The 25,563-nt window shown below is 61.2% G+C and carries 19 protein-coding genes; 8 read left to right on the plus strand and 11 right to left on the minus strand.

What is annotated here, in order from left to right; all coding sequences use genetic code 11:
• Positions 1 to 12: 12 nt before the first annotated feature.
• From C8D82_RS10420 to C8D82_RS10435, 4 genes are all read right to left on the minus strand, one after another.
• Positions 13 to 1,356: an extracellular solute-binding protein gene (locus C8D82_RS10420; protein ID WP_116884223.1), complete on the minus strand. Its 1,344-nt coding sequence runs from the start codon at positions 1,354 to 1,356 to the stop codon at positions 13 to 15.
• A 175-nt stretch (positions 1,357 to 1,531) separates the two neighbouring features.
• Positions 1,532 to 2,629 carry a type IV pilus twitching motility protein PilT gene (locus C8D82_RS10425; RefSeq protein WP_116884224.1) on the minus strand — a complete coding sequence of 366 codons (1,098 nt, stop codon included), beginning with the start codon at positions 2,627 to 2,629 and terminating at the stop codon, positions 1,532 to 1,534.
• A 116-nt stretch (positions 2,630 to 2,745) separates the two neighbouring features.
• Positions 2,746 to 3,825, minus strand: coding sequence for a LacI family DNA-binding transcriptional regulator (locus C8D82_RS10430; RefSeq protein WP_116884225.1), 1,080 nt, complete (start codon positions 3,823 to 3,825; stop codon positions 2,746 to 2,748).
• A gap of 37 nt (positions 3,826 to 3,862) precedes the next feature.
• Positions 3,863 to 4,738 (minus strand): AraC family transcriptional regulator, encoded by an 876-nt coding sequence (locus C8D82_RS10435; RefSeq protein WP_116884226.1) that lies wholly within the window; start codon positions 4,736 to 4,738, stop codon positions 3,863 to 3,865.
• A 127-nt stretch (positions 4,739 to 4,865) separates the two neighbouring features.
• Between C8D82_RS10435 and C8D82_RS22125 the strand changes: the two genes are divergently transcribed.
• The 3 genes from C8D82_RS22125 (at position 4,866) to C8D82_RS10450 (ending at position 12,491) form a co-directional block, all read left to right on the plus strand.
• The gene (locus C8D82_RS22125) at positions 4,866 to 6,044 is read left to right on the plus strand and encodes a prepilin-type N-terminal cleavage/methylation domain-containing protein (protein ID WP_116884227.1); all 1,179 of its coding nucleotides are present in this window, start codon (positions 4,866 to 4,868) and stop codon (positions 6,042 to 6,044) included.
• 12 nt (positions 6,045 to 6,056) lie between these two features.
• Positions 6,057 to 8,147, plus strand: a complete 2,091-nt coding sequence (locus tag C8D82_RS10445; RefSeq protein WP_116884228.1) for a hypothetical protein — start codon at positions 6,057 to 6,059, stop codon at positions 8,145 to 8,147.
• Positions 8,148 to 8,351: 204 nt separating this feature from the next.
• Positions 8,352 to 12,491: a cobaltochelatase subunit CobN gene (locus tag C8D82_RS10450; RefSeq protein ID WP_165833001.1), complete on the plus strand. Its 4,140-nt coding sequence runs from the start codon at positions 8,352 to 8,354 to the stop codon at positions 12,489 to 12,491.
• A gap of 125 nt (positions 12,492 to 12,616) precedes the next feature.
• Here C8D82_RS10450 and C8D82_RS10455 read toward each other — a convergent pair whose 3' ends face one another.
• From C8D82_RS10455 to C8D82_RS10485, 7 genes are all read right to left on the minus strand, one after another.
• The gene (locus tag C8D82_RS10455; protein ID WP_116884230.1) at positions 12,617 to 13,792 is read right to left on the minus strand and encodes an AGE family epimerase/isomerase; all 1,176 of its coding nucleotides are present in this window, start codon (positions 13,790 to 13,792) and stop codon (positions 12,617 to 12,619) included.
• A 110-nt stretch (positions 13,793 to 13,902) separates the two neighbouring features.
• Positions 13,903 to 14,619, minus strand: a complete 717-nt coding sequence (locus C8D82_RS10460; RefSeq protein ID WP_116884231.1) for a peptide arginase family protein — start codon at positions 14,617 to 14,619, stop codon at positions 13,903 to 13,905.
• Positions 14,616 to 16,544, minus strand: coding sequence for a two-component system sensor histidine kinase NtrB (locus tag C8D82_RS10465; RefSeq protein WP_165833002.1), 1,929 nt, complete (start codon positions 16,542 to 16,544; stop codon positions 14,616 to 14,618). Before C8D82_RS10465 ends, C8D82_RS10460 begins: the two co-directional genes overlap by 4 nt.
• Complete coding sequence (locus C8D82_RS21195; RefSeq protein WP_165833003.1) at positions 16,544 to 17,482, minus strand: bile acid:sodium symporter family protein; 939 nt, start codon at positions 17,480 to 17,482, stop codon at positions 16,544 to 16,546. The genes C8D82_RS10465 and C8D82_RS21195 overlap by 1 nt, the downstream gene beginning before the upstream one ends.
• Complete coding sequence (gene gmhB / locus C8D82_RS10475; protein ID WP_116884234.1) at positions 17,479 to 18,030, minus strand: D-glycero-beta-D-manno-heptose 1,7-bisphosphate 7-phosphatase; 552 nt, start codon at positions 18,028 to 18,030, stop codon at positions 17,479 to 17,481. Before gmhB ends, C8D82_RS21195 begins: the two co-directional genes overlap by 4 nt.
• A 363-nt stretch (positions 18,031 to 18,393) precedes the next feature.
• A complete protein-coding gene (ispE, locus tag C8D82_RS10480) occupies positions 18,394 to 19,278 on the minus strand; it encodes a 4-(cytidine 5'-diphospho)-2-C-methyl-D-erythritol kinase (protein WP_116884235.1) in 885 nt (294 codons plus the stop codon).
• Between the two features lie 28 nt (positions 19,279 to 19,306).
• Positions 19,307 to 20,323 carry a Gfo/Idh/MocA family protein gene (locus C8D82_RS10485; RefSeq protein WP_116884236.1) on the minus strand — a complete coding sequence of 339 codons (1,017 nt, stop codon included), beginning with the start codon at positions 20,321 to 20,323 and terminating at the stop codon, positions 19,307 to 19,309.
• A 162-nt stretch (positions 20,324 to 20,485) separates the two neighbouring features.
• Here C8D82_RS10485 and pyrH point away from each other — a divergent pair, with 162 nt between their 5' ends.
• From pyrH to C8D82_RS10510, 5 genes are all read left to right on the plus strand, one after another.
• Positions 20,486 to 21,205, plus strand: a complete 720-nt coding sequence (pyrH, locus tag C8D82_RS10490; RefSeq protein ID WP_116884237.1) for a UMP kinase — start codon at positions 20,486 to 20,488, stop codon at positions 21,203 to 21,205.
• Positions 21,206 to 21,227: 22 nt separating this feature from the next.
• Positions 21,228 to 22,076, plus strand: coding sequence for an acyl-ACP--UDP-N-acetylglucosamine O-acyltransferase (lpxA, locus tag C8D82_RS10495; protein ID WP_116884238.1), 849 nt, complete (start codon positions 21,228 to 21,230; stop codon positions 22,074 to 22,076).
• Positions 22,073 to 23,281, plus strand: coding sequence for an ABC transporter substrate-binding protein (locus C8D82_RS10500; RefSeq protein WP_116884239.1), 1,209 nt, complete (start codon positions 22,073 to 22,075; stop codon positions 23,279 to 23,281). Before lpxA ends, C8D82_RS10500 begins: the two co-directional genes overlap by 4 nt.
• A gap of 14 nt (positions 23,282 to 23,295) precedes the next feature.
• On the plus strand, positions 23,296 to 23,961 hold the full coding sequence (locus C8D82_RS10505; RefSeq protein WP_116884240.1) for a carbohydrate-binding family 9-like protein: 666 nt from the start codon (positions 23,296 to 23,298) through the stop codon (positions 23,959 to 23,961).
• A 595-nt stretch (positions 23,962 to 24,556) separates the two neighbouring features.
• Positions 24,557 to 25,540, plus strand: coding sequence for a peptidylprolyl isomerase (locus C8D82_RS10510; RefSeq protein ID WP_116884241.1), 984 nt, complete (start codon positions 24,557 to 24,559; stop codon positions 25,538 to 25,540).
• Positions 25,541 to 25,563: the final 23 nt, after the last annotated feature.

Raw genomic sequence — 25,563 nt, forward strand, 5'->3', positions numbered from 1 at the left:
GGCAGCCTCCTGTCAATTCTTTTTACGACGGATTTCATCACGGACTTTCAATATGGTGCGCAGCGCCGAAGCCAGCTCGGCTGCTGCCGGTTCCAATGGGCGGTCGGAGTGGATGATGTCGGAAACCCCGCCGTAAATGATTTCAGTCAGCGGCGGAGAGTCCACGTTGTATTCGGCGGACATCGTGTTCATCTCGTTCAGGAACAGCAGGTCGCGCGGATCTTCGGAGTCGATGCTCGCCTGCGCCGCCTGCTTCAGGATCGGAATCCCGTAACGCCGTTGGCCGATGTACTGCTGCATTCGCTCTCCGAGCAGGAAGCGGATATACTTTCCCGCCAGCGCATTGTCGGCGCACTCGCGGCGCACGCAGATCAGGTCGGTCGCCTGCGTGGTCACATTCCGGCCGCCCGGGATCTCCGGCAGCGGCACCGTGCCCCAGTCGTCGAAGCCGCTGTGGTGAATCACGCTGTACAACTCGCGGTCGGCCATCGCCAGCGCGATGTCGCCGTTGTGAAAGGGGCACTCGACTTCCGCGCCCCGGCTGACGAAACCGTAGACGGTTGTGCACAGCTCGCGCAGCAGCGCCATGCCCCGGATTGTTTCCGGGGAGTCGATGCAGACTCTGGTGGAGCCGTCCGGCAGGCGGTCGATCAGCTTGCCGCCGGCCCGGAAGATGAAGTTCATCCAGAAATAAGGGCGGTCGAAATAGGTGAAAACCCGCTCCGCCGGGTAGTGCCGCCGCAGGGTGCGGATCAGCCCGATGAACTCCTCCCAGGTCCAGTTTTTGCGGGGGGCGGGGAGACGGTGGGCCGCCAGCATGCCGCGGTTGAAGAAGATCACCCGGGGCGAGAAGATGAAGGGAATTCCGAACAGCCGTCCGTCCGGTTCGCTGAAGCCGCGGAACGGACGGCTGAAGAAACGCCCTTCGTCATGGATGCACTCCGGCAGGAAGCGCGAGAGGTCCATGTAGTCGTCGCGGTGCTCCTGCAATTCAAAGGTGGTGCGCAGTTCGAACATGCCGCGCCTGAATCCCCGGCTGAACCGCAGCTCCGGCAGTTCTTCGGCCAGAAATCCCAGCATGCCCGGAATCCACTCCCGGAACGGCTGGAAGATCACCAGATGGTTGCGGATCAGCCGGTTTTCCCAACCGTGCCGGACATAGGCGCCGCGCCGGGAAACACATTCGATCACGCCGTCCTGTTCCAGCGACGAGACCACATGCTGCGCGACCAGAAACGAGATATGCAGCTCCGCGGCGAGATCCCGCGCTCCGGGCAGTTTGCTTCCCGCCGGAAAGCGCCCGGATTCGATCCCGTCCAGCAGGAACTCCCTGCCCTGTGACAATTTGTCTTTCACATCCCGTTCTCCTGAATTTTCGGTTCCGCATTAATTATGATACATCTTTCTGACTAAGTCAATAGGCTTCCAATAAAAAATCGAAAAAAATTTTATCCCGGATTTGACTCAGTCAATTTGCGGGGCATAAAAAAGCCCCCGGAAATTCCGGGAGCCTTTCGGGAAAAACCGAAACTCAGAGCGCGTCGTCCTGCGCGTTGGCGGGAAGCGGCATTTCAGCTTCGATCATCATCTTGCGCAGGTCGTCGCGGTCGATCGCGCGGAAGAACGCTTCCTCCGACGAAATTTTTTCGTCCCGCACCAGCTCCATCAGCGCGCCGTTCAGCGTGCGCATGCCGAGCTTGTAGCCGGTCTGGATGCTCGACTCGATCATGTGCACCTTGTTTTCGCGGATCAGGTTGCTGATCGCGTGGGTGACGAGCAGAATTTCCAGCGCGGCGACACGCCCCTTGCCGATCTTTTTGCAGAGGGTCTGCGACACGATGCCCTTCAGCGATTCCGCGAGCATCATGCGGATCTGGTCCTGACGGTTCGCCGGGAACTGCTGGATGATACGCACCGCGGTACGGGCGGCGGTGGTGGTGTGCAGCGTGCCGAACACCAGGTGGCCGGTTTCCGCCGTTTCCAGCGCAATTTCCATGGTTTCGAGGTCGCGCATTTCGCCGACGAGCACGATGTCCGGGTCTTCACGGAGGGCGGCGCGCAGCGCGGCGGCGAACGAACGGGTATGGCGGCCGACTTCGCGGTGGTTGATCAGGCACTTCTTGTTGGGGTGCACGAATTCCACCGGGTCTTCAACCGTGATGATGTGGTCGGTGCGGGTCCGGTTGATGTAGTCGATCATCGCGGCCAGCGTGGTCGATTTACCCGAACCGGTCGGCCCGGTGACCAGCACCAGCCCCTTGTTCAGGGTGCAGAGGTCGCGGATCGCGGGCGACAGCCCCAGCTGTTCGAAGGTCAGGATGTTCGCGGGAATCACACGGGCCACCACGCCGACGCCGTGCAGGTCGCGGAACACGTTCACGCGGAAACGGTCGCCGGTCGGCAGCGAATACGCGAGGTCGGTATCGTTGCATTCGCGGAACTGATTCTGGTTGCGTTCGCTCATGATCTCGAAGACCAGCGCCTCGATGTAGTCGCTGTCGAACGGGTCCGAGTTGGTGAATACCATTTCACCGTCGATGCGGTACGCGACCGGGCAGCCGCTGGAGAGGTGCATATCCGATGCCTTGTGCTCCAGCATGAAGTTCAGAAAAGCGTCAATGTGCGGCATAGCAAGAAAACACTCCTGTTCTATTTCAAATTATAAAATCATTTGTTGAAAATATTATCATTTGCCTGTTTTTTCAAGTGGAGAATCCGAAAATCAACCGTTTTTCCATACCTGGATCAGCCGCTTCCGGCGATCAGCAGCTCCGGTCGGACCTCCCGGCGGAAGCACTCCGTTTCCCGGTCGATCAGCTGCCGGATTCCCTGAATGGCCAGACGGCCGATTTCGCGGTCGTCCAGCCGGGCGGCGCCGAGCACTCCGGCGGCAAGCCCGGTCCGGCGGTCCCCGTCGAGGAGCACCATCGGCAACTGCTCCGGCGCAATTTCCAGCTCGCGCAGCGCATCCTGCACGCCGCTCTCCATGCTCCGGCTCATCACGATCAGGCCGTCGAACTTCTCGCGGCGAAGTGCGCCGAGCAGGGTTTCGCGGGCGCTTTCGCGCGCATACCGCGAAACGAGCGCGGTGCATTCGACGCCGGTTCCGGCCAGCGCGTCTTCGACTCCGGCGCGGATCGCCTCCACCACCGAATGGCCGCCGGGGCCGCACAGGAACAGCAGCCGGCGCGGATTCCGGGCGCACAGTACGCCGGTCAGTTCCGCCGCCGTCCGCCGGTAGGATGCGGTCACGAAGCTGAGCCGCCCGGGGGCCGCGGAATCAGGCACGCTGGTGATAAACAGGGCCGGAGCGCGGTTTTCCAGCAGTTCGCCGAGGTAGCCGGCCTCGCGGTGTTCGCCCCAGACCAGCAGCCCGTCGACGGTTCCGGCGCGGAAGAGCGGCCAGTAGCGGCAGTTCGCGTCGCGCTTTTCACCGAAGAGCAGCAGCAGGTTGCTGCCGCTGCCCTGCAGCATCTCCTCCATTCCGGCGAGGATGTCCACGAAATGCAGGTCGGTGAACACATGGTCTTCGGTGTCCAGCTGAGACGGCACCAGAAGCCCGATCACTCCGGCGCGGCGGCGGAAAAGCCGCTGGGCGTTCACATTGGGGACGTAATCCAGCTCCCGCGCGGCGGCGAGCACCCGCTCGCGGGTCGCCTCCGGAATTTTGGTGCCGGTGCGCCCGTTGAGCACCTTTGAGACGGTGCAGGTGCTCAGCCCGACGTATTCCGCCAAGTCGCGGATGCTGCACCGTTCCCGTACGGCGTTCTTTTTTCGGTTGCCGGTCATCGTGGTTCCGTCCTGAAATAATGGATGCTGAAGCATAACAATAGCACTTCCCGCGCCGATTTTCAACCCGGATTCAATCCGAATGGCGGCAGGAGGGCGAAAAGCCCCGCCGTTTCCTGAATTCCGTCGCGAAATATTGCGGCGAGGAGTAGCCGAGCATCGCCGCGACCTCCTTGACCGAATGGCTGCCGGAGGCGAGGATTTCCGCCGCGCGTTCGGTGCGGAGCTTCGCATGGTACTCGATCGGCGTCGTGCCGAGTTCGCGGGCGAAGAGCCGGTAGACGGAGGCGGGGCTGAGCGCCAGCGCCCGGCACAGCTCCTCCAGCCGCAGCGGACGGTCCAGACGGGCGCGCAGGTAATCCTGCGCCTGCTGGATTTCCGCCGACAGCCCGGCCCGTCCGGCCAGCTTGGAGAGATAGAGCAGAAATTCATAGGTGAAGGCCGAAGCCTCGTGCGGGTCGCCGTTGGGACAGAACGCATCCGCCCGGTCCAGCCAGCGGTTGAACTCCTCCGGGGCCGCCGGGCGCAGCAGGTCGACTTCATCGAGATTCAGCGCGCCGGTCACGCCCTCCAGCGCCGCGCCGCGGATGATCACGGTACGTTTTTCGGCATAGTCGGAGGTGACTTCCATGCAGCTTTCACCGCCGTCCGGATGGCCGAGGAATATGCCGCCGGGGCCGATCAGGTGGCGGCGGCCGTGCCGGGTAAACGCGAACTCCCCGGAAACCACGAATTCGACCGCGAAGATATCGGAGTTGCGGCGATGGCGGAAACACCCTTTCACCCACTCGTCCCGTCCGGCGGAGCGGATGTAGACCGGCAGCCGGTTCCGCAGTTCGCCGCCGCAGCCCGGCCCCGGCACGAAATGATGCAGGGGATACTTCCCGACATCGAAGCCGTCAAGCTCCGACGTCCCCACGGTCAAGTGCATTTTTCTTCTTCTGAGCATGATGAAAGTATTCCTAACGATTCTGATAATATTTTATACGTTTATACACACTTATCCTGTTGGATTTCTGCAGATTTTCAGATATAATATAACTGTGATTTGAGAATTAATCAAAAGGAGTACCGGCATGAGCGCAATACAGCAGAACACTCACCCCCATACCCACACACTTGTTCCCGCTCTGCGTAAAAGAGAGGCGGCAAGGTGCCGCAGCCGGGTAACGGGATGTGCGTCGTCACTACGTTCCTCCTACTTATCCCGCTGGGGAGTTTCGCTCCCCCGGCCCCTCGTTGTCTCTCCTGTTCCCGCTCTGCGTAAAAGAGAGGGGTTCGGGGGAGAGAAAGCGGCGGCTTGCGCCGCGTCTCTCCCCGTACCAACCAATCCGAACATCTCTTTTGTTTCCGGCAAGCTCTCACGCCTCCGCCAATGCTCTGCAAGCGGCAAGTCGGAGCAAAAACGTGAAGTTGTTTTTCCGCAGAAAAGCGGGAAGACAACTTCACGTTATTGCGGATCTTCCTTCCCCGCCGGCCGAACGCGCCACCGCCTGTCGACCGTCCCGTACCCGGCACCGGCACCTTGCCGAACGCAGGGGGTGCGGGGGGCGGCGGACACGCCCCCCGCATACCGCCGCTTAAGGCCGTTTACCCTCATTGAGCTGCTCGTGGTGATCGCAATCATAGCGATATTAGCGGCGATGCTGCTGCCGGCACTGCAGCAGGCGCGGGAACGGGCGAGGGAGGTGCAGTGCCTGAACAACCAGAAACAGTGCGGAGTGGTGTTCGCATTTTATGCCGATGCGAACAACGGCTGGATGCCTGCCGCGAAGTTCGCGCTGCCGGACCGGCCGGGGATCAGTTTGCCGTGGCGGGTGGCGCTGGGGCAACTCGGATTCATGCCGGAGTGGGAGGAGGGGAAACGGAGCTTCGGGAACTGCCCGAAGAACCTCGATTACCTGATCAGCAACGAGAACAGCTACGGCATGCAGATGGGAAAGGCGGAGCTGCCGGGATGCGGCCTGACGTGGAAAACCGGCGGGGGCGAACTTTTTTACGCCCGGCGGGAGACCCGGTTCGGGAGCGGCGACCTGCTTTGCGCGGATTCGACCCGGGCCACGGTCAACACCACGTATGAAATCTACTACATCGGCTACGGCCGGGGTGTGGCGGTGGATTCCGGGACCGGCAAGAACCTTGCGATCCGGCACGGAGATAAGGCGAACGTGCTGTACGGCGACCTGCACGCGGCGGGGAAGCGGTACTCCGAAGCGGCGCAGGAACAGGTTTACAACTATACATTCCGCCGGTAAGGGAGAAATACCATGAGATTCCGTCGAATTGCGATTCTGTTTCCGGGCCTGCTGGCCGGTGCGCTGTGCGGGGCATCCCCGACGGTGCTGGACCTGACCGCCGCCGGAGCCGTCAAAGTGGAGGAAAACATCGGCAGTTGTCCCCGAAACGGCAGACTGGAGCTGACGGTGCCGGCGGCTTCCGGGCTGTATGCGGAAAAGGGGTTGTTCCCGAATATCCGCTTCGCGCCGCGGAACGGGAAATATTTCGATTTTTCAGAGGCGGGCGTGCTGGCGGCGGAGGTGGAGAACCTGTCGCCGTATCCGATCGACATTGTGCTGGAAATTCAGGGGGAGCTGCCTGACGGGCGCAAGGCGCTCTCGAAAAGCGGCATCGCGCTGAATGCGGGGGAAAAGAGCGTGCTGCGCCACCGTTTTTCGCCGGTGGTGAACACGTCTTTCGCGCCGGGCGGAGTTTTCGACCCTTTTCCCGGTTTCCCGAATCCGCGCCGTCCCGACCCGGCGAGGATTACCCGGATCGTGCTGATGTGCCGCCGTCCGATGCGTGAATTCCGGTTCGCGGTTTCGCCTTTCGTCGCGGAAGCTCCGCCGGAACGGCCTGCCGCCGCACTGGCTTCGCCCGCCGCTTTCTATCCCTGCATCGACCGCTTCGGCCAGTACCGTCACGCCGACTGGCCGGGTAAAATCCGGCGGGAGGCGGACTTCACGGCCGCGCGGGAACGCGAGGAGAGCGATCTCGCCGCCCATCCGCTTGGAACAGCCGGACGCACCGTTTACGGCGGCTGGGCCGACGGGCCGACGCTGAAAGCGACCGGACACTTCCGGGTGGAGAAATACCGGGGGAAGTGGTTTTTCGTCGATCCGGCCGGGAAACTTTTCTGGTCGTTCGGAATCGACTGCCTCTATCCGGCCAATCCGACCTGCGTGGACGGCAGGCGGGAGTATTTTGAATGGCTGCCCGAACGGGACGACCCGAAGTTCGGCGGCCTGTACGGCGTGAACCGCAGAAGCTCCGCATTCTACCGGAAGAAAGGGATCGAAACTCCGCGGACCTTCGATTTCCATCTCGCAAACCTGCTGCGCAAATACGGCGACTGCAGCCCGGAACAGTTTGCCCGGATCGCCGCCCGCCGCCTTCCCTCCTGGGGCTTCAATACCGTGGGCAACTGGAATACCGCCGAAGTGCGCCGCATCTGCCGGATGCCCTATGTGGTGCAGGCGAAGGCCGCCGGTTCGCCGTTGCTCGGCACCGCGCCCTACAACCTCTACGACGTATTCGAGCCGGGCTTCCAGGCTGCGATCGAAGCGAATATGAAGCGGGAGTTCCGCGCCGCGCTCGACGATCCGTACTGCATCGGCTTTTTCGTGGACAACGAGGTCCGATGGGACAAACTGCCCCGGCTTGCCGAACATGTGATCGCGATGCCCGCGGAAACGCCTGCCCGCCGCGCGCTTGCCGCCCGGCTGAAGGAAAAATACCGCACCATCGACGCGCTGAACCGGGCGTGGGGGACCGGTTATCCCGGCTGGGACGGCCTCGGCAGGCTCCCCGCCGGGAAGCGGATTCCGGAGGCCGACTGCCGCGACTTCAACCGGCTGGCCCTGGAGCGGTATTACCGGAGCTGCCGGGACGCCGTCCGGAACGCCGCGCCGCGCAAGCTCTACCTCGGCAGCCGTTTCGCGGGTTTCCAGACACTCGACGCCGCCGAAGCCGAAGCTGAATACGCCGATGTGGTCAGCGCCAACCTCTACTACCGGTCGATTGCCCACTACACCGGCGTTGCGGACAAGCCGCTGCTGGTCGGGGAGTTCCACTTCGGCACGACGGTTGCCGGCTCCGGCAGCCCCGGCCTGCAGGAGGCGTCCGGCCGCGAGGAGTGCGCCAAAGCGTTCACCCGCTACTGCGAAAGCGCACTCTACAATCCCAACTGCGTCGGCGTTCACTATTTCCGCTACGCGGACCAGCCGGTCTCCGGGCGCACCGGGGACGACGAAAATATGCAGGTCGGCTTCGTCGACGGCTGCGACACCCCCAACCAGCCGATGATCGACGCGGCACGGCGGATCGGAAACAGACTCTATGAAATCCGGCTGAAGCGTTGACATGCGCCCGAATCCCCCTGACGCCGCACCGGCGTCTTTCTTTCTGCCGCGAAAAATCACTTTTTCCGGATCAAGACAGTTGCAAAATTAGACATGACTAATTATATTATGGGAAATCCGGAAAAAAGAAACACAATCAACGACCCGGAACCGATGCCGCAACCGGACGGGAGCGGCGGCGTTCCGGAAGGAGAAAATCAGATCATGCGAAAAATTCCCCGGAAGTATCTGTTCATCATCCTCGGCGCGGTGCTGGTCGCCGTACTCGCCGCCCTGTGGCAGTTCTACGGCTCGCCGACCCGGGTGGCGTTCGTGAACTACCCCGAATACATCCTCGCTCCGATGCTGGACCAGCCGATCAATTCGTCGGTCGAGGTGGTTCCGCTCAAATGGACCGAGAAAAACGGCGAGGAGCTGAAGAACTACGACTGCATCATCTTCTTCGGGATGGGACTCAACTTCACCGAAAAGCAGCAGGAGATTCTCTCCAAGCTGAAAAAGCCCATCTACACCACCGCCTCCACCCGCAAGGAGACCGCGCTCAATACGCTGACCGACGAGCAGCTCGACAAACTTCAGCAGTACCTCGGCGGCGGCAAGGAGAACTTCCGCCGGATGCTCGACTTCATCCGCTACGACATCGACGGCAAGCGCATCAACGCGCCGAAGCCGGAGCCGCCCAAGAAACTCGAACGGCGGCCCTTCTTCCATATCGCCGAGGAGGATTCGTTCAAGACCTATCAGGAATACCTCGACTGGTATAAGAAGACCGGGCGGTACAAGGAGAACGCCGCGACCGTCTGCGTGCTCTCCGGCAACGGCGGCGGCGCGCTGGAGGACCTGATCGGCGCACTGGAACAGAAGGGAATGAACGTCGTCGCCGCCAACGGCATGTGGAATCTGCTGCCGATGTTCGAGCAGGTCAGACCTGACCTTGTGATCTACCAGCCCCACGGCCGCCTCGGCGAAAAGGCGGTTGAATTGCTGCAGAAATACAATATTCCGCTTTTCTGTCCGATCAAGGTCAGCCAGCCCTATGAGGAGTACCTGAAGGACCAGCGCGGCATGACCGGCGGCATGCTGAGCCAGAGCGTGACCATGCCGGAACTGGACGGCGGCGCGGTTCCTTTCGTGCTTTCGGCGCTCTACCGGAACAAGCGCGGCCTGCTTGAGTTCCGCACCATTCCCGACCGGCTCGAACGCTTCGCCGAACTGGTCAGAAAGACCACCGACCTGAAGCGCAAGCCCAATGCCGACAAGAAGATCGCGATCATCTACTACGGCTCCATCGGCAAGGAGGCCGCGACCGGCGGGCTCGGCGTGTCCCAGTCCATTTTGAATGTGCTCAGGCGGCTGCGGCAGGCCGGCTACACCACCGGCCCCCTCCCGGAAACCGCCGAGGAGCTGAACAATGAGATCGAGGCGAGCAACGCCGCTTTCGGCACCAACGCCGGCAATGCCGCGGCGGCCCGGGCCGTGCCGCGCGTGCAGACCGTCACCATCACGCCGGCCGACTATCTGGCGTGGGTCAAAAAGAGCATGCCCGCCGACCTCTACGAGACCGTCACGGAGCGGTACGGCGAATTTCCCGGCAAATCCTTCCGGACTCCCGAAGGCAATATGGCCATCGGGCGGATTCAGTTCGGCAACGTGATCCTGATGCCGCAGTCGCTTCCCGGCGAGGGCAGCGACGAGAACAAGCTCGTCCACGGCGTCAAGATGGCCCCGCCGCACACCTATATCGCGACCTACCTCTACTTGCGCCATGGCTTCAAGGCGGACGCGATGATGCACTTCGGCACCCACGGCAGCCTCGAATTCACCCCGTGGAAGCAGGTGGCGCTCTCCAGCTACGACTGGCCGGACGTGCTGGTCGGCGAGATGCCGCACTACTACTTGTACATCATCAACAATGTCGGCGAGGCGCAGATCGCGAAGCGCCGCAGTTACGCGACGATGGTCAGCCACCTGACTGCCCCTTTCATGCAGGCCGACGGCTACGGCGCGGTCACGCAGCTCCATGAAAAGCTCGAAAACTACGAGGTTGCGGAAAATCCGATGCTCAAGTCCGAATACGCCAAGACGATCGTCGAAATCGCGACGAAAGAGCACTACGACCGTGACCTCAAGCTCTCGCCTGACTTTGCGGCGGGCAAGCTGAACGAGGAGGACCTCGGCAAGCTGCACAACTTCCTGCATGAGATTCAGGATGCCAAGGTCAACCGCGGTCTGTACGTGATCGGCCGCCCCTACTCCGAGGACGAGGCGAATGAGACTGCCCGGCTGATGACCGTCGACGCGATCGCCGACGCGCTTTTCAAGGCCGACCTCGAAGCGGGCAAGGTCAGAGAGGAACAGCGCAAGGACCTGCATTTCTTCACCGAAAACTACCTTGCCAAAGCCCACGCCCGGGCGAAGGAGGCGCTGGTCAACCCGGAGAAGTTCAAAAAGAAGCAGGCCGCTCCGGCGCGTCCGCAGGGCCATCCGCAGGGGATGTCCGCTTCCGCTGACGATATGCGCAGGATGATGGAGTCCGGCAAGCTGCCCGACGGCCGCGCGATTCCGCCGGAGATGGCCGCCGCGATGCAGCAGATGGCCGGGCAGATGAAGCAGTCGCGTCCCGCCGGCCCGCCGCGCGGGATGGGAATGCCGGGCCGCATGCAGCAGCAGGCGCCGAAACCGAAACCGGCCCCGGAGGAGATCACGTTCCAGGCCAAGGCGGACCTGCTCAAATCCACCGAAGCGGAACTGGCCTCCATCGTGAATGCGTTCAACGGCGGCTACCTCTACCCGTCGCCCGGCGGCGACCCGGTGCTGAATCCCGACACCGTCCCGACCGGCAAAAACCTCTACGGCATCGACCCGGAACGCACTCCGACCAAAGAGAGCTACGCCGTCGGCAGACAGCTCGCCGAGGCGCTGATTCAGGCCAAGCTCAAATCGACCGGCGAATATCCGAAGAAGGTCGGCTTCTCGCTGTGGGGCGGCGAGTTCATCCGGACGCAGGGGACCAACATCGGTGAAATCTTCTACCTGCTCGGCGTCGAACCGATCTGGGATTCGCGCGGCCGGGTGCAGGATGTGCGGCTGATTCCGATGTCGGAGCTGAAGCGTCCCCGCATCGACGTGGTGGTGCAGACCTCCGGCCAGTTCCGGGGTGCGGCGACCAGCCGGATGCGGCTGATCGACAAGGCGGTCCGTCTGGCCGCGACTGATCCGGACGGGGAATTCGGCAACTTCGTGCGCGAGGGTTCGCTCGAAATCGTGAAGGCCCTGATCGCCGGCGGCATGTCGCCGGAACAGGCCAAATCGCTCGGCAACGCCCGGCTCTTCGGCGGCGTGAACGGCAACTTCGGCACCGGCGTGACCGGAATGGTGCAGAACAGCGGCCAGTGGGAGGATACCAAAGGCATCGCCGAGGTCTATCTCAACAACATGGGCGCGCTCTATACCGACGAGCACTGGGGCGAACATGTGCCCGGCGTTTTCAAGGCGGCATTGACCAACACCGACACGGTGGTGCAGTCCCGTTCCTCCAACAGCTGGGGACCGCTGTCGCTGGACCATGTCTATGAGTTCACCGGCGGCCTCAGCCTCGCGGCGCGGCATGTGACCGGCAAGGACCCCGACGCCTATTTCAACGATCTGCGCACGCCCGGACGCGCCAGAATCCAGGAAGCGGGCGAGGCCGCGATGGTCGAAGCGCGCAGCACCGTGCTGAATCCGAAATATATCAAGGAGATGATGAAGGAAGGGGCTTCCGCGACCGGCAGCTTCGTGGAGGTTTTCCACAACACCTTCGGGTGGGAAGTGATGAAGCCGGATATGCTCGAAGACCACCTGTGGCAGGAGTACAAGGAGGTCTATGTCGACGACAAGCTCAACCTTGACATCCGGGAGTACTTTGAAAAGAACAATCCGGCCGCGCTGCAGGAGATGACCGCCGTGATGCTCGAAACCGTCCGCAAAGGTTACTGGAAAGCCGATGCGGAAACCATTCAGCAGATCGCGAAAACCCATGTCGAGCTGATGAAGAAGTTCGACCTGCCTCCGACCCGCAACGAGAAGCTCCGCGAAATGATCAAAGAGCAGCTCAAGGACCCGGAATTGCGCAAGGAGTATGAAAAGCAGGTCGCCAAGACTCTCGAACGGCAGCGTCAGCTCGCCGAAGAGCGGAAAAAGGCCGAGGAGGTCAGCGGTCAGAAACTCAAGGAGGAGGTCATTGAACAGCCGAAACAGAGTGACGGCGCCAGGCGTTCGGCGGTCTATATGATCTTCGGCATCATCGCGGTCGCGCTGCTGGCGATTTACTTCGGCAACCGCCGCAAGGATAAAGCCGCCTGACAGCCGGCGGTGACGGAACCGTAAAAACAGCAGGTCCCGCGATCAGCGGCATCGCGGGGCCTGCTTTCCTGCAGCGACCGGAGAGGGGAGGCGATCCTCTTTCTCCGGCCGCCGGAGGCCTTTCCCTAGAATTGGCGCATCAGGTCGGAGCAGACCATCAGACAGCGCGGCAGGTGGAAGAAGGTTTTCCATTTGCCGCCCTTGAGCATATGCGTCGGCTCACCCTGCCGGTTCAGGTAGGCGAACCATTCGCCGTATTCCGGATCGGGGAAACGCTTCCACGTCCATTCATCCACCTTGTGGAACCACTCTGCAAAGTGTTCGTCGCCGCTGGAACGGTACGCATACAGACAGGCGATCAGCGCTTCGTTATGAACCCACCACAGTTTCATGTCGTGCTGAAGCTCAATATGCGGCTTGCCCAATGCATCCATGAAGTAGAAGATGCCGCCATGGCTCCTGTCCCAGCCGAATTCAAGGGTGGAGGAGATGATTTCGCAGATTTGCCGCTCCTTATCCGGATCGCCGCCGCGACGGGCGAGAGCGTTGAGCAGAAACCACATCGCTTCAAGCACGTGGCCGGGGTTGAGCATCCGCCCCTGACAGCTTTCGAGATCAAGCGAGCCGTCGGGCAGGATGTTTTCAAAGACCAGCTTCCGGTCCGGCTGCCAGAATTTATTCAGCACCAGATCGACGGCCCGGTCAAGCTCGGCGCTGTAACGGTCGCCGCCGAGAGCGTCGTCGAGAATCAAACCGAGATTGGCCAGCATCATATAGTGACCAAGCGACAGATAAGACTGCTTGCCGGGAAGGGATTTATTCCACTGCCCCGCCGGGTTTCCGGATTCAATGCGCGTGATGTAGGAGTTCATCGCCTCCTCGGCAGCCTGGCGGTAAACCGGTTCCCGCGTCGCTTTGTAGAGCACCGCCGCCCCCATCGCGGCAAAACAATCCGAAAAAACGCTGTACGGAGCCATCGACGGCTCCCCCTTGCGGTTCAGCGCGAAATAGTACCAGCCATTCGGATCACGCCCGTTCCTGTACAGGAAATCAAATCCTTTTTCCGCGATCTCCAGATAGCCGGACCGACTGAAGCGCGACAGGTGCAGTTCGGCGAATACATACACGATCCGCCACTGCATCCACATATATTTCGCAGGATCATAAACCGACCCGTCCCGGTCGAGGCAGGTGAAATAACCGCCACATTCCCGATCCACACAGTGCTTTTCCCAAAAGGGTATCACGCTTTGCGTCAGTTCCCGTTCATAACGTTCAATCACCGGCTGCCAGTTACTCATTCGTCACCTCATCCAGACTGTAAAAACAAAGATAACTAAAACATTTTTATTGCGACAAAGCATAATATAAATGGAGTTTTACGAAAAGCAAATTTTTATATCGGTGAGAATCAAAAACCGTTGCAAGTGCGCCTTACCGGCTCCGTGATTTCACCAGAGACGGTCTGCATAAGCTGCCGGATCAGAGAGTCCGGAGTGACCGGGTCGATGCGGAGCAGCCGGAGCCAGTCATCCTCCCGGGAGAGCGTGATCAGCCCGGCATTCGCCAGCAGCCGGCGAAGCAGGCCGGGACGGTCGGGCCGGAGGGCTTTTTCCGTCAGTACGTAATCGAGATCAAGATCGAAAATAAAGCCGGGATGCTCTTCCGGAATGAATCCGGCGGCGGCCAGCCGCGCGGCGAGCCATTCCTCCTCGAACACCCGGTCCGCCAGCGGCCGGAAACGGTCCGGATCGTTCAGCAGAAGGTTCAGGTCCGGCCATGAAGCGTCCGCCGTTACCTGAATCCGGCTGTCGGCGCAGCCGGGATGGTCGGCGTGCGCAACCACAATCGAACGTGATGCGATTCCGGCCTTGACCGCAAGGTCGAGGTGCTCGTCGTGGCACAACCGGCTGATCGCGGCTTTCACCGCCGCCGGTTCGCGGAAGTCGACCGCCGCGATCCATTTCCGGCGCTCCGCTTCATCGGCGGCGGCCCGGCCGAAAGCGGGCAGCGTGTCGGTGTGGTGGTCGAAAGTGACCACTGCCGGGGCTTCGGCAAGGGTGCTTCGGTACGAGGCCCAGGCTGTCAGCACCTGATGATGGAGGTCGACGGTTTCGATTCGCATCATTCACTTTTCTTCCTGCCGTATCTGGCGCGCGGCAGGAAGAGGCAGAAATTCGAGCCTTTGCCCGGAGCGGTTTCCAACTGAATCCAGCCCTGATGGTTGGTCACGGTACCGTAGACCATCGCGAGCCCCATACCGGTGCCGCGCCCGACAGGTTTGGTGGTGAAAAACGGCTCGAACAGTTTCCGGCGGATTGCTTCGGACATGCCGCAGCCGTTGTCCGCCACCTGGATGAACACGTAGTCGGAGGGCTTTGCATCCGCGTGTTCCGGCGGCGGAGTGAAAGGCAGCGGGGCCTCGGAAGCGGGGCCGGCGAAGAGCGTCAGGCGTTTTTCGCCGGTGTTGTTCTCCATCGCGTCGATGGCGTTGATCATCAGGTTCAGCAGCACCTGCTGGAGCTGCAGCGTATCCGCCCGCACTTTGCCGACCTGCGGCAGGACATGCAGGGAAATCTCCAGATCCTGCCGTTTCCGCGGGCCGAGCAGCGCGAGACTGTTTTCGATCACCGGCTGGATATCCAGATCAACCACCTGATACTTGCCCTTCCGGGCGAAACCGAGCAGCTGGCTGGTCAGGTGTCCGGCCTGTTCGGCGATGGTGGTCACTTTTTCCAGATGGCGGGTCACCTCGGGGTCCTCCGGCGGATGCAGCAGCGTGATTACGTCGATATGGCCGAGGATCGCATGAATGTAGTTGTTGAAGTCGTGGGCGATGCCTCCGGCCAGCATACCGAGCGCTTCGATCCGCTGGGAGTGGGCGAGCTGTTCGCTGAGGCGGGCCTTCTCTTCCGCGAGCCGGGTCTCTTCGGTGATGTCGCGGCCGATCAGCACCAGCAGAATCTGCCCGCGCATCCGGATCGGGGAAAGGGTGCAGGAGAGCACAATGCGACGGGGGGATTTTTCATCCAGCACACACCGGAACTGCACCGGCTGCTCCGGCACACTGCCGAGATGCACGATCCCGCTGTCGAGAAGCCGGATGCGCGGATAGAGCAGCTGGTTGATCAACTGGGCCGGATTCTCCACGCCGAGCAGCTTTCCCGCCGCGATGTTGGCGTCGATGATCCGGCCGGCGGGATTCAGCATGATGATCAGCTCGCCGGCATTCTCCAGCACCATCCGGTAGCGGTCCTCCCATTCGCGCAGGTTGGCCTCCAGTTCCTTGGAGCGGCCGTAGCTGCCGATGAACGCGAACAGGATGTCCAGCGGACTCTTTTCGCCGGAGCGGATATCGACTTCCAGTTTTTCCAGATAGATCGTGGTCATCACAGCCAGCCAGACGGAGGCGATCAGCCGCGCGATGAAATTGCCGTCAAGGACGGTGCGCTCCAGACCGATGGCGGTCGCGATTCCCAGAAAAAGCGCAGTCCCGATCAGCTGGGTAACCAGAAACCCTCCGCAGACGCAGAAAAAACGGTTCAACCCGAAGTTTTTCAGCCGGGTGTAGGCGATCGGCAGCACGAACAGGTCGAGCAGATGGGACAACGCCACCAGATTCATCGAATTGCGGCTTTCGCCGAGCAGGTGGTCCAGCGCGGCGGCCGGCAGTCCCGAAGTGATGGAAAATCCGAGCCAGTTGCACTCCAGTCTGGTGATCTCCCCGATGTAGAGATAAAGCCCGTACAATACCACAATGCCGATGATGGTCCGCTGCGCCGCCAGCGTTCCCTCCGTGATGTAGACCATCAGCAGCGCCGCCAGAATCGGCAGGAAGATGATCGTGTTGCCGACCTGGAAATCCAGAGTGCCGATCAGCGTGACCCGCAGATCCGCCGCCCCGATGAAATGTGAAAAGAGCAGCAGCAGGCCCAGCGACATGAAAAACGGAGCCTTGCCGATCGCGCGCCGCTGGCTGTAAAGCAATGCCAGTCCGACGAAGATGAATGTGAGCTCCAGAAAGGTGAGCAACAGCGCGTGCAGATACTCCATCAGTGTCGTCCTCCGTGCGGCCGTAACAGGAGTTCCGCCCGGAGCCGCTTGCGTTTTTCCCGGACGGCCCGCATCTGAAGCTGGCAGGCGTTCCAGGCGTTGTGCCAGATCACGTAGAAAGTCGGTCCCAGCGCGACCAGCGGATTCGCATAGGTGAGCGCCAGAAAAATGGTCAATGTGGTGTTTTTCTGCCCGAGCACCTGGCTGGCTTCGCGGCGGTAGCGCCTGCCGCCGATGAACCGGCCGAAGTAGAAGTTCACGAAACAGATCGCCGCCGACAGCAGCGCAATCTTCCACAACAGATGCGTGTCGATCGACCCTTGCTGGCCGCGCAGGAATTGCGACGCATTCGCGATGATCAGGAAGATCGCGATCACCCATGCGAAAAAGGAGACGTTCTTCAATTTTTTGGGCAGTTCCCGGTAATTCTTATAGAATTTACGCACCGGTATCGCCAGCAGCAGCGGGATGCCGACCACGATCAGCAAACTTTTGATCACGTCGAAAAACACCGTCGGCGCCGGGTCGCCGATTGCGACCGGAATCAGGAACGGAAACAGGCAGGCCATCCCGAAGTTCGTGGCCAGAAACGCGCTGACCGCGAAATCGATCCGTTCGCCGAGCAATCCGACGATCACCGGCGCGGCGGTTGCCGTCGGAGTGATTCCGGTGAAGAACGCGACCTCCGCCAGTTCCCTCTGGCCGAACAGCATGAAAATCCCCCAGCCGCCCATGCCGACCGCGACATTGGCCAGCAGGATATAAAGGTGGTTCCATTTGATCGACCGCATGGAAAAACGCACCTGCAGCATCACCATGAACATCATACCGACGATCAGCCATCGGATCATCCAGTTCAGGTGCGACGCCCACGGGCAGAAGTAGCCGACGATGAACGCGCCGAACAGTGCGAGATTGCGGAAATACGCCATGTTCACGGTTCGGGACTCCCCAGGTATTGCCGGACCGCATCCAGCAGGTCCTCCGCCACCGGAATGCCGCTCACGTCGGAGTTGCGGATCACTTCGCAGCCGTAGCCGGTTTTCACCAGATAGACTTTGCCGCACCCGGCGGCACGCCCGGCGGCGATATCGCTGAGCCGGTCGCCGACCATCACGGAGTGCGGACAGTCGATCTCATATTTCTTCGCGGCTTCGAGCAGCATGCCGGGGGCGGGCTTCCGGCAGTTGCACGGGCCGGAATACTTCTCATGGTGCAGGCAGTAGAAAAAATCGTCGATCTCCGCGCCGTCGCCGGCAAGCAGTTCGCGGATGCGCCGGTGAACGGCGAGGACATCCGCTTCGGAGTACATGCCGCGGGCGACGCCGGACTGGTTGGTGACGACGATGGTTTTGAATCCGTGTTGTTTGAGCAGCTTCAACGCTTCGGGAACTCCGGGGATAATGACGACCTGACCGGGATCGGAGAGGTAGTCCACTTCAACGTTGACCACGCCGTCGCGGTCGAGGAAAAATGCTTTGTTCATAGAATCACTCGCTCAAAAGTAGCCCGTATCAAAAATATTCCGCACCGGCACGTCGCCGGCCGTCGGGATGGACAGACCCGCCTGCTTTCAAAACGGCAGGCGTTCCGCCTCCCGCACTTAAAACTGCCTCCGCCGTCGAAATTACCCTGTCGCCTCTTGGAGTGCGAATCGCTTTCCGGCTCTATTTAGACACATATTCCCAATCGGTCAATCTGCAAGACGGCGTCCGACTTGAAAGCGGAACTGAAGTTCCGCACTCCAAAGACGCTTTGCGTCCCGGAAAGCTCCCGCCTCCTCAAGGCCGCATCTGCAATTACAATCTCCTGCCGCCGCTCCGCCGGGCGGTACTGCCGCATTGCGGTTCTATTTTATGGGAGAGAGCGGGATGTTTTCAAACACCGTCGCGGTTTCTTTCGCGAACCGCTCCCGCACCCTCTGCGCCACCTGCCGCCTGATCTCCACCGTTTCGCATACGGCGTACAGCGTCGGCCCCGACCCGGTGATCTCCGCATTCAGCGCCCCCGCCTCCTTCATCGTGTCGCGCAGCATCCGCAGCAGCGGAAACTTTTCGTACAGCGCAAACGCCAGATCGTTATGCAGATTTCCGGCGACCATCGCCGCGTCGCCTTCCCGCAGGCCCCGGAGCAGTTTTTCCAGCTTCTCCCGATCGCCGTTCCCGATCCGCGCCGGGTCAAGGTGAGTATACGCCCACTTGGCGCTGACCGGGAAATTCGGGTTCACCACCAGCAGCGGCGGCGGCGAAACCATCCCCTCCACCGGCCGGAACACCTCCCCCACTCCCGTCGCGACCGACACGTGCGGATATAGGAAAAACGGCACGTCTGCCCCGAGCGTCAGCGCCAGCCGCGCCAGTTCGTTTTCCGGCAGCGCCTTGAAGTGCCCGTTCAGCCGCCGCAGCACCGCCCCGGCATCGGAACTGCCGCCGCCCATTCCGGCGGCCACCGGAATCACTTTTTCAATATGAATCGTCCAGGAGGGCAGAATTCCGGCGGCTTCAGCATAGGCCAGCGCGGCCCGTCCGGCCAGGTTTTCCAGATTTTCCGGCAATCCCGGCAGCGAACTTGTGACCCGGATTCCCGGCGCACCGTCATAATCGACGGTGATCACATCCGCCGGATACGGCAGCGGCAGGAACAAGGTTTCCAGTTCGTGATAACCGTCGGGACGGCGGGCGGTAACTTTCAGGAACAGATTGAGCTTCGATTGAGAGAATTCACGCTCGATCATCTTTCCATTCCTTCCGCCGCTTCCCGCTTCAGTTCAGTTCGTCCGGAGTACACGGCGCAAACTTGAAACCGTACTGGTCGTTGTAGCGGCGCGCTTCGGTTTCGATCGCGACCGCGAGCTTCAGCGCGCGCAGGCCCTGTTCGCCCGGCACTTTCGGCTGGCACAGCGTGCCGGTCATCCTGCTCCGGTTCACCGCGAGGATGAAATCCTCCAGCTCGGCGGCCAGCGCGTTCTTTTCGTCGAGGTTCACGTCCTTGCGGGCAAGGCCGATCCGGTTGCGCTTGAGCACCATGCCGAAATGCTTGCCGTAGTCCATCGAAATGTAGCAGTCCTCCTGAAACACCCGGAACCGGCGCAGCGGTTCCTGGCTGACCCGGCTCGCGGTCAGGCTTGCGCAGCTGCCGTTCCTGAACTTGATGCGGGCGTTCACGATATCCTCGGTCTTGCTCAGCACCGGAATACCGACCACGTCGAAGTGCTCGACCTCCGAATCCACCATCGTCAGCACCAGGTCGATATCGTGGATCATCAGGTCCACCACCACGCTGACCTCGGTGCCGCGGCGGGGCAGGCCCGGACGCGGCGGCGGATACTGCGCCAGGCGGTGCGCTTCGATAAAGCGGGTGTTCGCCGCATATTTTTCCAGGAAATCCATCGCCGGGTTGAAGCGTTCCACATGGCCGACGCCGAGCACCACGTTGTTCTTTTTCGCGGCTTCGACCATCGCCTCGGCTTCAGGGACGCTGGCGGCGATCGGCTTTTCGACCAGCACATGTTTGCCCATTTCCAGAAGCGGGATCGTGGTGGTCGCATGATAATTCGCCGGAACTGCGACGCTCAAGGCATCGCACTGTTCCGCCAGCTCGCGCCAATCGGAAAAAATCTTCAGGTTGAATTCCTCACCGACCCGCTTCGCGGTTTCGCTCTGCACGTCGAAAATGCCGACCATTTCGGCATTCGGGCTCTGCGCGTACAATCTGGCATGGTGGCGGCCGAGCGCGCCTACTCCGATGACTCCGACCTTCAGCTTGCTGTCAATTTCCATGTTGAAAAAGATCCTTGAAAAGTGATTCCACGTTCATCATGGGGTAATATACACGTTTTTTCGATAAAAACACGCCGCAATCGCTGTTTTTCTTGGCGAAATCGGGCTTTTCATGGTATATTCAAAGCGTGTACAGTTCAATTTCGCAGAAAGGGTCACGGCATGAATCAGAAATTCCGCTTCAACCGGGTGTTGCTCAAGATCAGCGGCGAAGCGCTCAAGGGCGCGCAGGATCACGGCTACGATGCCGAAGCCGTCCGCAAGGTGGTCCGGCAGGTCAAGAAAATCATGGACCAGGGCGTCGAAGTCGCGCTCGTAGTCGGCGCCGGCAACATCTGGCGCGGCGTGATGGGCCGCTCCGGCGGCATGGACCGGGTCAACGCCGACTATATGGGCATGCTCGCGACCGTGATGAACGCCCTCTGCCTGCGCGACTTTTTCACCGCCGCCGGAATCCCCGCCGTCGTGCAGAGCGCGATCAAGATGGAGCCGATCGCCTCCGGCATCAACCGCGACGCGGCGGTCAAGGCGCTGGAATCCGGCCAGCTGGTGATCTTCGCCGGCGGCACCGGCAGTCCCTTCTTCACCACCGACACCACCGCCGTGCTGCGCGCGCTCGAAACCGATTGCGACGCGGTGCTCAAGGCGACCAAGGTGGACGGCGTCTACACCGCCGACCCGGTCAAGGACCCGTCGGCCCAGCGGTTTGCGGAGCTTTCCTTCGACGAGGCGCTGGCCCGCCAGCTCAAGGTGATGGATTCGACCGCATTCTCGATGTGCCGCGACAACGACCTGCCGATCATCGTGTTCAATTTCGGCGAAGAAGGCAGCTTCGAACGCATCCTGGCCGGAGACACCTCCGCCGGAACCATAGTCAGTTAGCAGAAACAACGCCGGAGGTTTTATGGCGATCCATCCCACCGCAGTAATCGCGCCGTCGGCCCGTATCGGCCGCGATGTGCATATCGGCCCCTATTCGGTGATCGGCGAAGATACCGTGATCGGCGACGACTGCTGGATCGACGCGCATGTGAAAATCTCCGACCAGACCACCCTCGGCCCCCGCTGCCGGGTCTACTTCGGCGCGCTGATCGGCGAAGAGCCGCAGGATCACCGCTTCCGCCCCGGCACCAGGGCGAGCACGGTGATCGGCGCGGAAACCACGCTGCGCGAATATGTGACCATCCACCGCTCTCCGTTCGAAGGCGGCACGACATCGGTCGGCGACCGCACGCTGCTGATGGCTTTCGTGCATGTCGGGCACGACGCCCGGATCGGCAGCCGGGTCACGGTGGCGAACCAGACCGCGATCTCCGGACATGTGATCATCGAGGACGGCGCGGTGCTCTCCGGCTACATCCTGATCCACCAGTTCTGCCGGATCGGTGCGCTGGCGATGGTCGGCGGCCGTACGATCGTGCGGCAGGATATTCCTCCTTTCTGCATGCTGGCCGAAAACGAATGCATCTGCGGCCCCAACACCATCGGCCTGCGGCGCGCCGGCTATGAAAGCGCGCAGCGCATGGCGATCCGCAAGGCGATCAAGAGCTTTTTCTTCCACGGCCTCAACGCCGCCAATGCACTGGCCGAAATCGAAGCGATGCCGGAGAAAATGCCGGAGCTGGAGCATTTCGTGCACTTCATCCGTACCACCGAGCGCGGCATCATGCCCGGCGATCCCGAGCTGGCCGCCCTCGGCAAGCATCACGCGGATGCCGAAGAACCAACCGAAGAACAGGATTCGAAACCATGAAAACCCGTGTATTTTTTCCGATGGCCATACTGGCGGCGGCGCTTTGTCTGGCTGCCGGCTGCATCGCCCCGACTTCGCGCCTCCACTACGACCCGGCGGGGCAGGATGCGGTGAAGATCGCCGTGATCCTGCCGCTCTCCGGCTCGAATCAGGCCTACGGCAGGCGGATTCTCGACGGTGTGGCGCTTGCGGCCGACGAATTGAACAACGGGCCCGGTATCGATGGCCGCACCGTCGAACTGCTGACCTATGATACGCAGAGCAATCCGGATACCGCGGCGGAACGGGTCCGGGAGGCGGTCCGCGACGGCGCCGTTGCAGCGGTCGCCGGCTACAACTCCACTGAACTGGACGCGATGGATGGGGTCCTTCGCCGCCGCCGCCTGCCCGCCATCACCCCGATGGCCACAATCGACGGACTGACGGAACAGAATCCGTTCCTGTTCCGCAGCTCGTTCACCGATTCCCAGCAGGGCCATGCACTTGCCGCCTATGCCTGGTATTGGCGCAAGCTGCTCCGCCTCGGCGTGATCATGAATATGGAACCCGACGACGAGTATTCCCGCAGCGTCGCCCGCGAAACCGCACAGGCGTTCAAGGACCTCGGCGGCACGGTGGTCCGCACCGTCGAATTTTCCGGGGAAAGCAAGGATCTCGTGCCGACGCTGCGTTCGCTGCTCACCGCCGGGCCTCAGGCGATCGTCGTCCCGACGGAAACGGCGATGGCCGCAGCCATTGTAAAAGAGCTGCGCGCGCTCGGCTATCAGGGGCTGCTGCTGGGCCCCGACAGCTGGGATGAAGAGAGCTTCATGCGCAACTGCGGCGACCGGCCGGGGGATTGCGCCTATATCGCCTTTTACAATGAAAAGAACAAAACCCGCGAATACCAGTTGTTCCACGACAGCTTCCGAGAAAAATATTCCCACGAGCCGGGCAGTTGTGAAGCGCAGGGGTATGACTCGCTGAAGCTGCTCGCCATCGGCCTCGGCAATGCCCGCAGCATTGAGGAATTCACCCGCAATTTGCTGACAGTGCGCGGTTATCCGGGCGCGGCGGCCTCCTATACCTTCCTGCCGCCCACGGCGGAGCTGGACCGGACCATGTACATCAACACCATCCGCCCCGCCGGCAGGAACAACCCGCTGCCGCACGGAACCAACAGCCGGTCGTTCCCGTACTCCAAACTTGCCACTTACAACAACTGACAGGAGCCGTTCCCATGTGTTATATCGTCAATCGTGCGGCGCAACCGCCCGATCTCGCCGGCGGATTCGATTCACCCGGCTGGAGCGCCGCTCCGGCAATGCCCATCGCCTGCGTCCGCCCGGAAGGCAGCGATCATGTCCCCGAAGCCGCCCTGAAACTTCAGTATGACGCGACCGGAATCTACGGTCTTTTTCAGGTTCGCGACCGCTATGTGAGATGTGTCGCAACCAAATGGAACGACCCGGTCTGCTGCGACTCCTGCGTCGAGTTTTTCGTGCAGCCTGCCGGCGGCACCGGTTACAACAATTTTGAAATCAACGCCTGCGGAACCATGCTGGCAATGCACGTGGACAATTCGCGCCGCGACCAGCGGGGACTCGCCCAGGCCCGCTTTCTGACCGAACAGGAACGCGAAGGCATCCGGGTCTTCCATACCATGCCTGACTCCCTTCCCGAAGAGTTGCCGGGGCCGGTCGAGTACCGGGTCGGATTCTTCCTGCCGTTCTCCCTGTTCCGCCGGACCAATCATGCACCGGTTCCGGTCAAGGGAACCGTCTGGCACGCCAACGCCTACAAGTGCGGCGACCAGACCAGCCATCCTCACTGGCTGAGCTGGCGGCCGGTCAGCCGCCTGAACTTCCATTTGCCCGACTGCTTCGGCCAACTGATCTTCGACTGACTCGGGAGATGCCTCCGGCGGCTCGGGGCGCCCCCGAGACTCCCGACCGGCAAAGTGCCGGTGCCGGAATCAGTATCTATACTGTTTATTTGCTCTATCGGCGGAACTCGCCTCCGGGTGCTACCCGATCGTGATCCAACGGCGAAACCGTTGGCCATCGGAGACGCCTGTGCGCTACAGCGCCCAGCTACCGGAGCCTGATTGTAAATCAGGCCGCGTAGCGCACAAGGTCTGCCGCCTGCCGCGAAAGCGGCATGGCCTCCCCCGCAACTCGCCACCAACGGCCGGTGGCGTTTCGCCCCCCCTGACCGGCAAGATGCCGGCATCGGGGTTATTCTCTATCAGTTTATTCGCTCTATCGGCGGAACTCCGCACCGGCACGTTGCCGGTCGTGATCCAACGGCAAAACCGTTGGCCGTCGGAGACAATCACGGCAACGGCATGACCTCCCTCGCCTCCGGGGCTGCCCCCTCCGACACCTCCGGGAGTTTTCCAAAAAAAATGGACAAAAGTTCCGGCACTCTTGCCATACGGGAAAAGAGGCACTATATTACAACGGTAAGGTTATCAATATATTCAGTCGGCATAAGGTACTATGAACAGATTTCGGGCAATTGTTGCGGGGACGGCGGTCATGGCGGCAGCGACGCTCTGCGGAGCTGAACAGCCGTACGAACTCAAACCCGACAATCAGCTGGAAGTCAACTCAGTGCTGGCTTCCGTCAACGGCGAACCGATCAGCCTGTGGGATGTCCTGCCCGCAACCCGGCAGCAGGAATATCAGGCTTATGCGGCTTATTCAGGCGACCGGCTTTACGAAGCGATCCGGCAGATCCGGCGCAAGACGGTCGACGACCTGATCGACCGGAAGCTCCTGATCGCGGATTACCGCGACAAGCCTTTCGAGATCTCCAATCAGGAAATCGAGGCCGAACTCGACAATATCGCGGAACGGATGGGATACCGGGCCCGCAGCGAATTCATCCGCGAAGCGCGTGAAGCGGGCAGCTCTCTGGAAAAGATCCGTAAAAATGTGGAGGAAAGCCTGATTGTACAACTGATGATTTTCCGCCGGATTCATGTGGCGGAAAACGTGACTCCAAAGGAAATCTACGAATATTACAAAGCCCATTCCGAAGAGTTTGTGAAGCCGGAAACCATTGAGCTGGGCCTTTTGCTGCTCTCCCCCGACCGCAAGGATCTGGAAGCGGTGACTGCGGAAATCAGCAAAAAGCTGGCCGCCGATCCGGAAAACTTTGCGGCATTGGCCCGGCAGTACTCTTCCGGACCGGATGCGGAAAACGGCGGCAATCTGGGGCTGATCGAACGTCGCCGCCTGCGGCCCGAATTTGCAGCGGCCATCCCCTCGCCGGAAAAAGGGAAGGTCTGCGGCCCGATCAGAACCGGAGACGGCGTTTCCTTTCTGAAGGTATTGAATCACAATCCGGCGGAGCGTCGGGAATTCCGGAAGCTGACGCCGGAAATCCGCCGCCGCATCGAACAGGACAAGCGGGAAAAAATCAGAGATGAGTATGTGAAGCAGTTGCGTCAGAATGCAATCATCCGTTATTTCTTTTAATTGGCCGGGATGGGGTTGATAAA

It is taken from the genome of Victivallis vadensis, assembly GCF_003096415.1.
Lineage (GTDB): Bacteria > Verrucomicrobiota > Lentisphaeria > Victivallales > Victivallaceae > Victivallis > Victivallis vadensis.

Coding starts and splice junctions, on each gene's coding strand:
- C8D82_RS22125 (WP_116884227.1), top strand. CDS start 4,866: ATGAGCGCAATACAGCAGAACACTCACCCCCATACCCACACACTTGTT.
- C8D82_RS10455 (WP_116884230.1), bottom strand. CDS start 13,792: ATGAGTAACTGGCAGCCGGTGATTGAACGTTATGAACGGGAACTGACG.
- C8D82_RS10460 (WP_116884231.1), bottom strand. CDS start 14,619: ATGATGCGAATCGAAACCGTCGACCTCCATCATCAGGTGCTGACAGCC.
- gmhB (WP_116884234.1), bottom strand. CDS start 18,030: ATGAACAAAGCATTTTTCCTCGACCGCGACGGCGTGGTCAACGTTGAA.
- C8D82_RS10435 (WP_116884226.1), bottom strand. CDS start 4,738: ATGCTCAGAAGAAGAAAAATGCACTTGACCGTGGGGACGTCGGAGCTT.
- C8D82_RS10500 (WP_116884239.1), top strand. CDS start 22,073: ATGAAAACCCGTGTATTTTTTCCGATGGCCATACTGGCGGCGGCGCTT.
- pyrH (WP_116884237.1), top strand. CDS start 20,486: ATGAATCAGAAATTCCGCTTCAACCGGGTGTTGCTCAAGATCAGCGGC.
- C8D82_RS10430 (WP_116884225.1), bottom strand. CDS start 3,825: ATGCTTCAGCATCCATTATTTCAGGACGGAACCACGATGACCGGCAAC.
- C8D82_RS10445 (WP_116884228.1), top strand. CDS start 6,057: ATGAGATTCCGTCGAATTGCGATTCTGTTTCCGGGCCTGCTGGCCGGT.
- C8D82_RS10465 (WP_165833002.1), bottom strand. CDS start 16,544: ATGGAGTATCTGCACGCGCTGTTGCTCACCTTTCTGGAGCTCACATTC.
- C8D82_RS10510 (WP_116884241.1), top strand. CDS start 24,557: ATGAACAGATTTCGGGCAATTGTTGCGGGGACGGCGGTCATGGCGGCA.
- C8D82_RS10450 (WP_165833001.1), top strand. CDS start 8,352: ATGCGAAAAATTCCCCGGAAGTATCTGTTCATCATCCTCGGCGCGGTG.
- C8D82_RS10505 (WP_116884240.1), top strand. CDS start 23,296: ATGTGTTATATCGTCAATCGTGCGGCGCAACCGCCCGATCTCGCCGGC.
- lpxA (WP_116884238.1), top strand. CDS start 21,228: ATGGCGATCCATCCCACCGCAGTAATCGCGCCGTCGGCCCGTATCGGC.
- C8D82_RS10485 (WP_116884236.1), bottom strand. CDS start 20,323: ATGGAAATTGACAGCAAGCTGAAGGTCGGAGTCATCGGAGTAGGCGCG.
- ispE (WP_116884235.1), bottom strand. CDS start 19,278: ATGATCGAGCGTGAATTCTCTCAATCGAAGCTCAATCTGTTCCTGAAA.
- C8D82_RS10425 (WP_116884224.1), bottom strand. CDS start 2,629: ATGCCGCACATTGACGCTTTTCTGAACTTCATGCTGGAGCACAAGGCA.